Genomic DNA, 6,502 nt, shown 5'->3' with positions numbered 1-6,502 from the left:
CCTGGATCCCGCCCCCCGGTGGAATCCTCACGGCTGTCTACATGGGATGAGACGACGCTCATCCCGATTCATTACGCGACTTCCCGAAATTTCTCCGAGAACTTTCTCCCGATCCTCGAATCGGACGTGTGGGAGGCCGCCGTTCCCCAGATCGGCGGCCCCGTCCCCCTCGTGAGACGGGCGGCCGGGCTCTCCTCCCCCGAGGATCCCGACCTGCCCGACCGGTGCGAATACCCCCCGCACCAGTGCCTGGATCCCGCCCCCCGGTGGAATCCTCACGGCTGTCTACATGGGATGAGACGACGCTCATCCCGATTCATTACGCGACTTCCCGAAATTTCTCGGGAGTGGCGCCGGACGCCCCCGATGCACGGCGCCGGAAGCACCCTCGCGCGAACCCGGGCATCGGCTTGGAGTTCGGGGAAAGGGTGGCTTCCCTGGGAGATTCGCGAGAGAATGGTGAAGTCGCGTGATGAGAGGCGCTCTCATGCGTCTCTTCCCGTGGAGGCGCACCTGCGCCCGGCGACAGATGGATGATTGTGCACGAAGAGAACACGACTCACGACGAAACGATCGGCGACGCCGACCTGATCCTCCGCACCCGTTCGGGAGACACGGAGGCGTTCGGTGAACTCTGGCGACGACACTATCCTTCGGGTCTCTCCGTGGCGCGCTCGGTCACCTCGTCGATCGACCCCGACGACCTCGTGCAGGAGTCCTACACGCGCATCTATCAGGCGATCATCAAGGGCGGCGGGCCCAACGGATCCTTCCGCGCGTATCTGTTCACGAGCATCCGCAACACGGCGGCAGGCTGGGGACGCGCCCGCCGCGAGACCGCGATCGACGAGCTCGACACGGTCGCCGATCCCGATACCACCGACCAGGCCGCGAGCGAGGCGCTCGATCGCAGTCTCACCGCGCAGGCGTTCCGCAGTCTCCCCTCCCGCTGGCAGGAGGTGCTCTGGTACACCGAGATCGAGCAGATGAAGCCGCAGGAGGTCGGGCCGCTCCTCGGGATGAAGGCCGGTGCCGTGTCGCAGTTGGCGTTCCGCGCCCGCGAGGGGCTTCGTGAAGCGTGGATCCAAGCGCATCTGCGCAGCGCCGAAGACGGTTCCGAGTGCCAGTGGACCATCGAGCACCTCGGTGCCTATTCGCGCGGCAACCTCAGCACGCGCGATCACAAACGACTCGAACTTCACCTCGACGAGTGCGCACGATGCATGATCGTCGCGGCCGAGGCGAAAGACGTCTCCAAGCGTCTCGCTCTGGTGCTGCTGCCTCTCGTCCTTGGCGTCACCGGCGCCGCAGGCTACCTCGCCACACTGCAGGGCGCCGGCACCCCCATCGTCGCTCTGGCAGCCATGCCGTCGGGCATCCCCGGCGCCGTCTTCGCCGGTGATCCCGGCGCCTCGCACGCCGCGACGGGCCTCGCGGCGACCGGCGGTTCGGGTTCCGGCGGTGGCGCCGGTGGCTCAGCAGGAGGCACCGCGGGCTCGTCTGCCGGTGCCGGATCAGCGGGAGGCGCGTTCACCGGGATCGGTGCGCTCGTCGGTGTGGGGTCCGCCGCTCTGGTTGTCGCCGGTGTCGTCGCGGCTGCCACGATCCTCCCCGGACTCGCCGGCGCCGATCCCGCGACCTCGCTCCCGAACGCCGGGGACGAGGATCCGTCGTCGATCTCCGCAGACGTCGGGCCCGACGAGAAGCTGAGCCTCGACGAGCCCGTCATCATCGAGCCGCCGGTCACGGTGCCGGAGGAGACTCCTGCACCCCCGGCCACCGACGAAGGCCCTCAGCCCGGCGCCGACCAGTCCGGTCCGGCCGTCACTCCTCCGCCGGTCACGGCACCACCCACGGCCCCGGTCGAGCCGACGAAGCCCGTCGAGCCCGAGAAGCCGGTCGACCCGGTCGACCCCGTGGACCCGGGCGTTCCGACCGATGTCCCCGAGTGGGCCCCCGCCACGATCTCCCTCGCCGACGATCCGCTGGGCCTCACGATCCACTACCGCGTGCCCGTCACCGGCATGCCGGGGGCGACGGTCGAGGCGCTCCTCGACGGCAGCTCACGCGGTGGTGACCGGATCGTCCTCGACGACACCGGAACCGGCACCCTCAGCTTGCGTCCCGACATCGTGCAGTACGTGTTCGCCGGCTCGACCGTGGTCAGCTTCCGGTACGTCCTCGACAACGGCAACACCGGACTCTCGGTCACCCCATCGCTGCTCGAACTGCAGCCCGTGCGTCCGGGCATCGAAGGCCCGATCGAGGAGATCCCCGCCGAGGACCTCCCTGCCGAAGAGACTCTGCTCTCGGCGACACCGGTCGACGAGACCCTCGCCACCGTCGACGCGCCGGCCGAGGCCGCCCCGGCCCCCGTGGACGCCGCGCCTGTCGAGACCGCACCCGTGCCTGCGGAGCCCGTCGTGACAGAGCCGGCCGCGCCTGCTCCCGTCGAAGAGGCACCCGTCGCAGAATCGTCGGCCGACGCCGTGGCGCCCGTCGACCCCGCCGCCACCCCGGCCGAGGGCGCCCCCGCCGCCGAATAGACTGGATCCATGCCCTCGGATCCCACTCCCGTCCCCGGCGTCGACCGCCCGGTCATCACCGCTCTCGACATCGTCCGCGCCGTCGTCCTCGTCGTCGCCGTGGCTTCTCTCGCCCTGTGGGGCTTCGCGAGCTGGGACCTCCCCTGGAACATCGTCATCGGCGTCGGAGCCCCGGTCATCGTGATCCTGATCTGGGCGCTGTTCCTGTCGCCGCGTCCGGTCCTGAGAGTGCACCCTTTCCTCCGCGCCGCCGTCGAGCTGCTGATCTACGTCGGCGTCACCATCGCGTGGTGGTCGATGGGACAGGCGCTGATCGGCACCGCCTTCGCTCTCGTCGCCGTGGTCGCCGGCGTGCTCAGCGGTCGACGCGCGCTGTCGTGAGGCTGCCGGTCGTGAGCGTTCTGCCGTGAGCGTCCTCTCCCTCCTGCAAGAGGCTCTCGGAGCGCTCGTCGACATCGACGAGGCATCCCTCGAACAGGCCAGGGCCGACCGCTCCGGTCACGCCGCCGCGGGCCGCCCGATCGCCGTCATCCACGCCGAGCGGGTCGAACACGTGCAGCAGACCATGCGCATCGCCACCGCCACACGCACTCCGGTCGTCGTCCGCGGGGCGGGAACCGGGCTCGCGGGCGCCGCGAACGCGGGAACCGGCGAGATCGTGCTGTCGCTGCGTCGGATGGCCGCGATCAGCGAGATCCGTCCGGACGATCTGCTCGCCGTCGTCGAACCAGGAATCCTGAACGCCGACCTCAACGCCGAACTCGCCACGCACGGCCTGTGGTGGGCTCCCGATCCCGCCAGTCGCGACATCTCCACGGTCGGCGGCAACATCGCCACGGGTGCCGGCGGTCTGCTCTGTGCCAAGTACGGGGTCGTGCGCGACGCGGTTCTCGGGGTCGACCTGGTGCTCGCCGACGGCCGGCTGCTGCACCTCGGACACCGCAGCGTCAAAGGCGTCACAGGTCTCGACCTCACCGCGCTGATCGTGGGCTCCGAAGGCACGCTCGGGGTCGTCGTCGGAGCCACCTTGAAGCTGCGCCGGCTCGTCCCCGGCGAGATCTGCACGGTCACCGCGACCTTCCCCGGCGTACGCAGCACGGCTGCCGCCTCTGCTGCCGTCACGGCTGCCAACGTGCAGCCGGCGATCATGGAGCTGATGGACGCGGCGAGCCTCGCGGCCGTGCACGCGCTCCTCGCACTCCCCGCGCCCGCGACAGGAGCGGCCCAGCTGACCATCCAGACGGACGGCCCCGCCGCCGCTGCCGAAGCAGACACGATCGCCGCGATCCTGCGCGAGCACGAAGGCCACGTCCTCGTCTCCCACGACCGCGACGAGGGCGAGCGCCTCCTCGCTGTCCGACGATCGATGCACGCGGCGATGGCGTCGCTGGGCACGACGCTGATCGAAGACGTCTCGGTGCCGCGCAGCGCCATGCCCGCGATGTTCGACGAGATCGCGCGCATCGAGCGCGAGTACGGCATCGTCATCCCGACGGTCGCCCATGCCGGCGACGGCAACCTGCACCCGAACTTCATCTTCGAAGGGACGGAGACGCCGTCGTACGTCTGGGCGGCGGCAGACGAGCTCTTCCGCGCCGCGATCCGCCTCGGGGGCACCCTGACCGGCGAGCACGGCATCGGAGTGCTGAAACGCCGCTGGCTCGCCGACGAACTGGGCGAGGACCAATGGCAGCTCCAGCGTCAGATCGCCGAGGTGTTCGATCCCCTCGGCATCCTCAATCCCGGAAAGGTGTTCGCACCCGATGCCTGACATCCACGTGAGTGCGGCGGTGATCGTCGACGACGAAGGCCGGGTGCTGGTCGTCCGCAAGCAGGGCACGACCATGTTCATGCAACCCGGCGGCAAGCCCGAGGCCGGCGAGTCCGCAGCTCAGACGCTGATCCGCGAGCTCGACGAGGAACTCGGACTGGCTCTCGACGAAACCGACCTCCGGCCCCTCGGCACCTTCGTCTCCGCGGCCGCGAACGAACCGGGACACCGTGTGGTCGCCGAGGCCTTCGCGACCTCGGTCGAGCCCGATGCCGTGAGCGTTCAGGCGGAGCTCGCCGAGCTGCGCTGGATCACCCCTGCCGACGTCGCCACGCTTCCGCTGGCGCCGCTGAGCCTCGAGCACCTGCTCCCGATCGCCTGGCCCGCGGCGGCGAGCTGAGCGCGCCGGCACAGGCGTCGGGCAGGCGTCAGATGCCCTGCCAGGCGGGCTTGTTCGCGAACGTGTAGCGGTAGTAGTCGGCGAGCGCCAGACGCGATGCAGCGGCCTCGTCGACGACGATCGTGGCGTGGGGGTGCAGCTGGATCGCAGAGCCGGGCAGGAGCGCGGTGAGCGGGCCCTCGACCGCGCCCGCGACGGCCTCGGCCTTCCCCTCGCCGAAGGCGAGCAGCACGAGGTGCCGCGCCTTCAGGATCGTCCCGAGCCCCTGCGTGATGCAGTGCATCGGGACGTCGTCGATGGAGTCGAAGAAGCGGGCGTTGTCCTCGCGCGTCTGTTCTGTGAGCGTCTTCACGCGAGTGCGCGAGGCGAACGACGATCCGGGCTCGTTGAAGCCGATGTGTCCGTCGGTGCCGATCCCGAGGATCTGCAGATCGACACCGCCGGCGGCGTCGATGGCCGTCTCGTAGTCGTCGCCCGCGTGCTGGATCGTCGCCTGCGCACCGTTGGGGACGTGGATGCGCTTCGGGTCGAGCCCGAGCGGTTCGACGACCTCACGGGTGATGACGGAGCGGTAGCTCTCCGGGTGCGCGGGGTCGATGCCGACGTACTCATCGAGGGCGAAGCCGCGCACCTGCGAGACGTCATGACCGACGAGCTGGGAGCGCAGCGCCTGATACACCGGCAGCGGAGTCGACCCGGTGGCGAGGCCGAGGACGGCGTCAGGACGACGTGTGATCAGCTCCACGATCTCGGTGGCGACCAAAGCGCCTGCGGCCTCGGCATTCTCGACGATGACGACCTCAGCCATGCGGAACGATCTCCTTCTCGGTGATGGAAGCGCCGACCAACGCGGCGCCGAATGCGGCAGCGGGAGACCCCGCGGGAAGCAGTTCGATTCTCTCATCCAGGCGGAGCGACCGCATGAACGGGGAGGCCTCGGCACCGGCGTGCAGAGCGGCGCGGATGCCGTTCTCGAGCCGGTCGCCGAGAGCCGTGAGTCCACCACCGATGACGACGGTCTCGACGTCGGCAGAGAGGACGAGCACCCGCACGGCAGCCGCGGCCCCGTGATAGAGGTCATCGCGAAGGGAGAGCGCCAACGGATCGCCGGCATCCGCCGCGTCGAAGATGTCCCTGATGGGCAGCGCGCCGGGACGCCCCCAGGCCTTGGCCAGCGCGCCGCCGCCGCAGAAGGTCTCGACGCAGCCGTGCTGTCCGCAGCCGCACAGGCGTCCGCGCGGGTCGACCGAGAGATGACCGACCTCGCCGGCTGTCCCCCTGGCGCCGCGCCAGATGCGTCCGTCGATCACGATGCCGGCCGCGACGCCCGTTCCGAGGTTCAGGTAGGCCATGGAGCCGGCGACTCCGCTCAGCACCGCGGCACCGAGCGCCGCGGCCTTCACATCGTTCTCCACTCGGAAGGGCACGCCGAGAGCGCGCTCGGCCGTGGCGGCGAGGTCCAGCGACTCCACACCGAGGTTGACCGCGTGGTCCACACGCCCGGCCTCGGCATCGACGAGCCCGGGGATTCCGATACCGACGGAACCGACATCGGAGAGGGCGAATCCGCTCTCACCGGCGAGGGCGGTCACCGCCGTGACGATGCTCTCGATGACGGCGTCATCACCCCAGCCGGTCGGTCGGCGCAGGCGTCCCCGGATGTCTCCGGACGGGTCGACGGCGACCGCATCGATCTTCGTGCCACCGACGTCCAGGCCTACTCGAATCGGCCGACCGGAACGGTCGGCACTGCCGGCACCCGTCATCGGATGCTGCTCCCCGCCG

At 70.1% G+C, this 6,502-nt stretch carries 6 protein-coding genes; 4 read left to right on the top strand and 2 right to left on the bottom strand.

Annotated features, from left to right (window positions below):
• Window positions 1–539 precede the first annotated feature (539 nt).
• From ACIQLD_RS16985 to ACIQLD_RS16970, 4 genes are read left to right on the top strand one after another with little or no spacing between them, the layout of a single operon-like run.
• The gene (locus ACIQLD_RS16985) at window positions 540–2,546 is read left to right on the top strand and encodes a sigma-70 family RNA polymerase sigma factor (protein WP_402609870.1); all 2,007 of its coding nucleotides are present in this window, start codon (window positions 540–542) and stop codon (window positions 2,544–2,546) included.
• Window positions 2,547–2,555: 9 nt separating this feature from the next.
• Window positions 2,556–2,927, top strand: coding sequence for a YrdB family protein (locus ACIQLD_RS16980; protein WP_402609869.1), 372 nt, complete (start codon window positions 2,556–2,558; stop codon window positions 2,925–2,927).
• Window positions 2,928–2,952: 25 nt separating this feature from the next.
• Window positions 2,953–4,317 carry an FAD-binding oxidoreductase gene (locus ACIQLD_RS16975; RefSeq protein ID WP_402609867.1) on the top strand — a complete coding sequence of 455 codons (1,365 nt, stop codon included), beginning with the start codon at window positions 2,953–2,955 and terminating at the stop codon, window positions 4,315–4,317.
• A complete protein-coding gene (locus tag ACIQLD_RS16970) occupies window positions 4,310–4,717 on the top strand; it encodes an NUDIX domain-containing protein (RefSeq protein ID WP_402609865.1) in 408 nt (135 codons plus the stop codon). The genes ACIQLD_RS16975 and ACIQLD_RS16970 overlap by 8 nt, the downstream gene beginning before the upstream one ends.
• A gap of 28 nt (window positions 4,718–4,745) precedes the next feature.
• Here ACIQLD_RS16970 and nagB read toward each other — a convergent pair whose 3' ends face one another.
• Together nagB and ACIQLD_RS16960 are read right to left on the bottom strand one after the other, a co-directional pair.
• On the bottom strand, window positions 4,746–5,525 hold the full coding sequence (gene nagB / locus ACIQLD_RS16965) for a glucosamine-6-phosphate deaminase (protein WP_402609863.1): 780 nt from the start codon (window positions 5,523–5,525) through the stop codon (window positions 4,746–4,748).
• Complete coding sequence (locus ACIQLD_RS16960) at window positions 5,518–6,483, bottom strand: ROK family protein (protein ID WP_402609861.1); 966 nt, start codon at window positions 6,481–6,483, stop codon at window positions 5,518–5,520. Before ACIQLD_RS16960 ends, nagB begins: the two co-directional genes overlap by 8 nt.
• Window positions 6,484–6,502: the final 19 nt, after the last annotated feature.

This window comes from Microbacterium sp. NPDC091662 (genome assembly GCF_044756705.1).
Taxonomy (GTDB): Bacteria; Actinomycetota; Actinomycetes; order Actinomycetales; family Microbacteriaceae; genus Microbacterium.
Note: the sequence above shows the minus strand (reverse complement) of the source record. Positions and strands in the feature narration are given on the sequence as shown.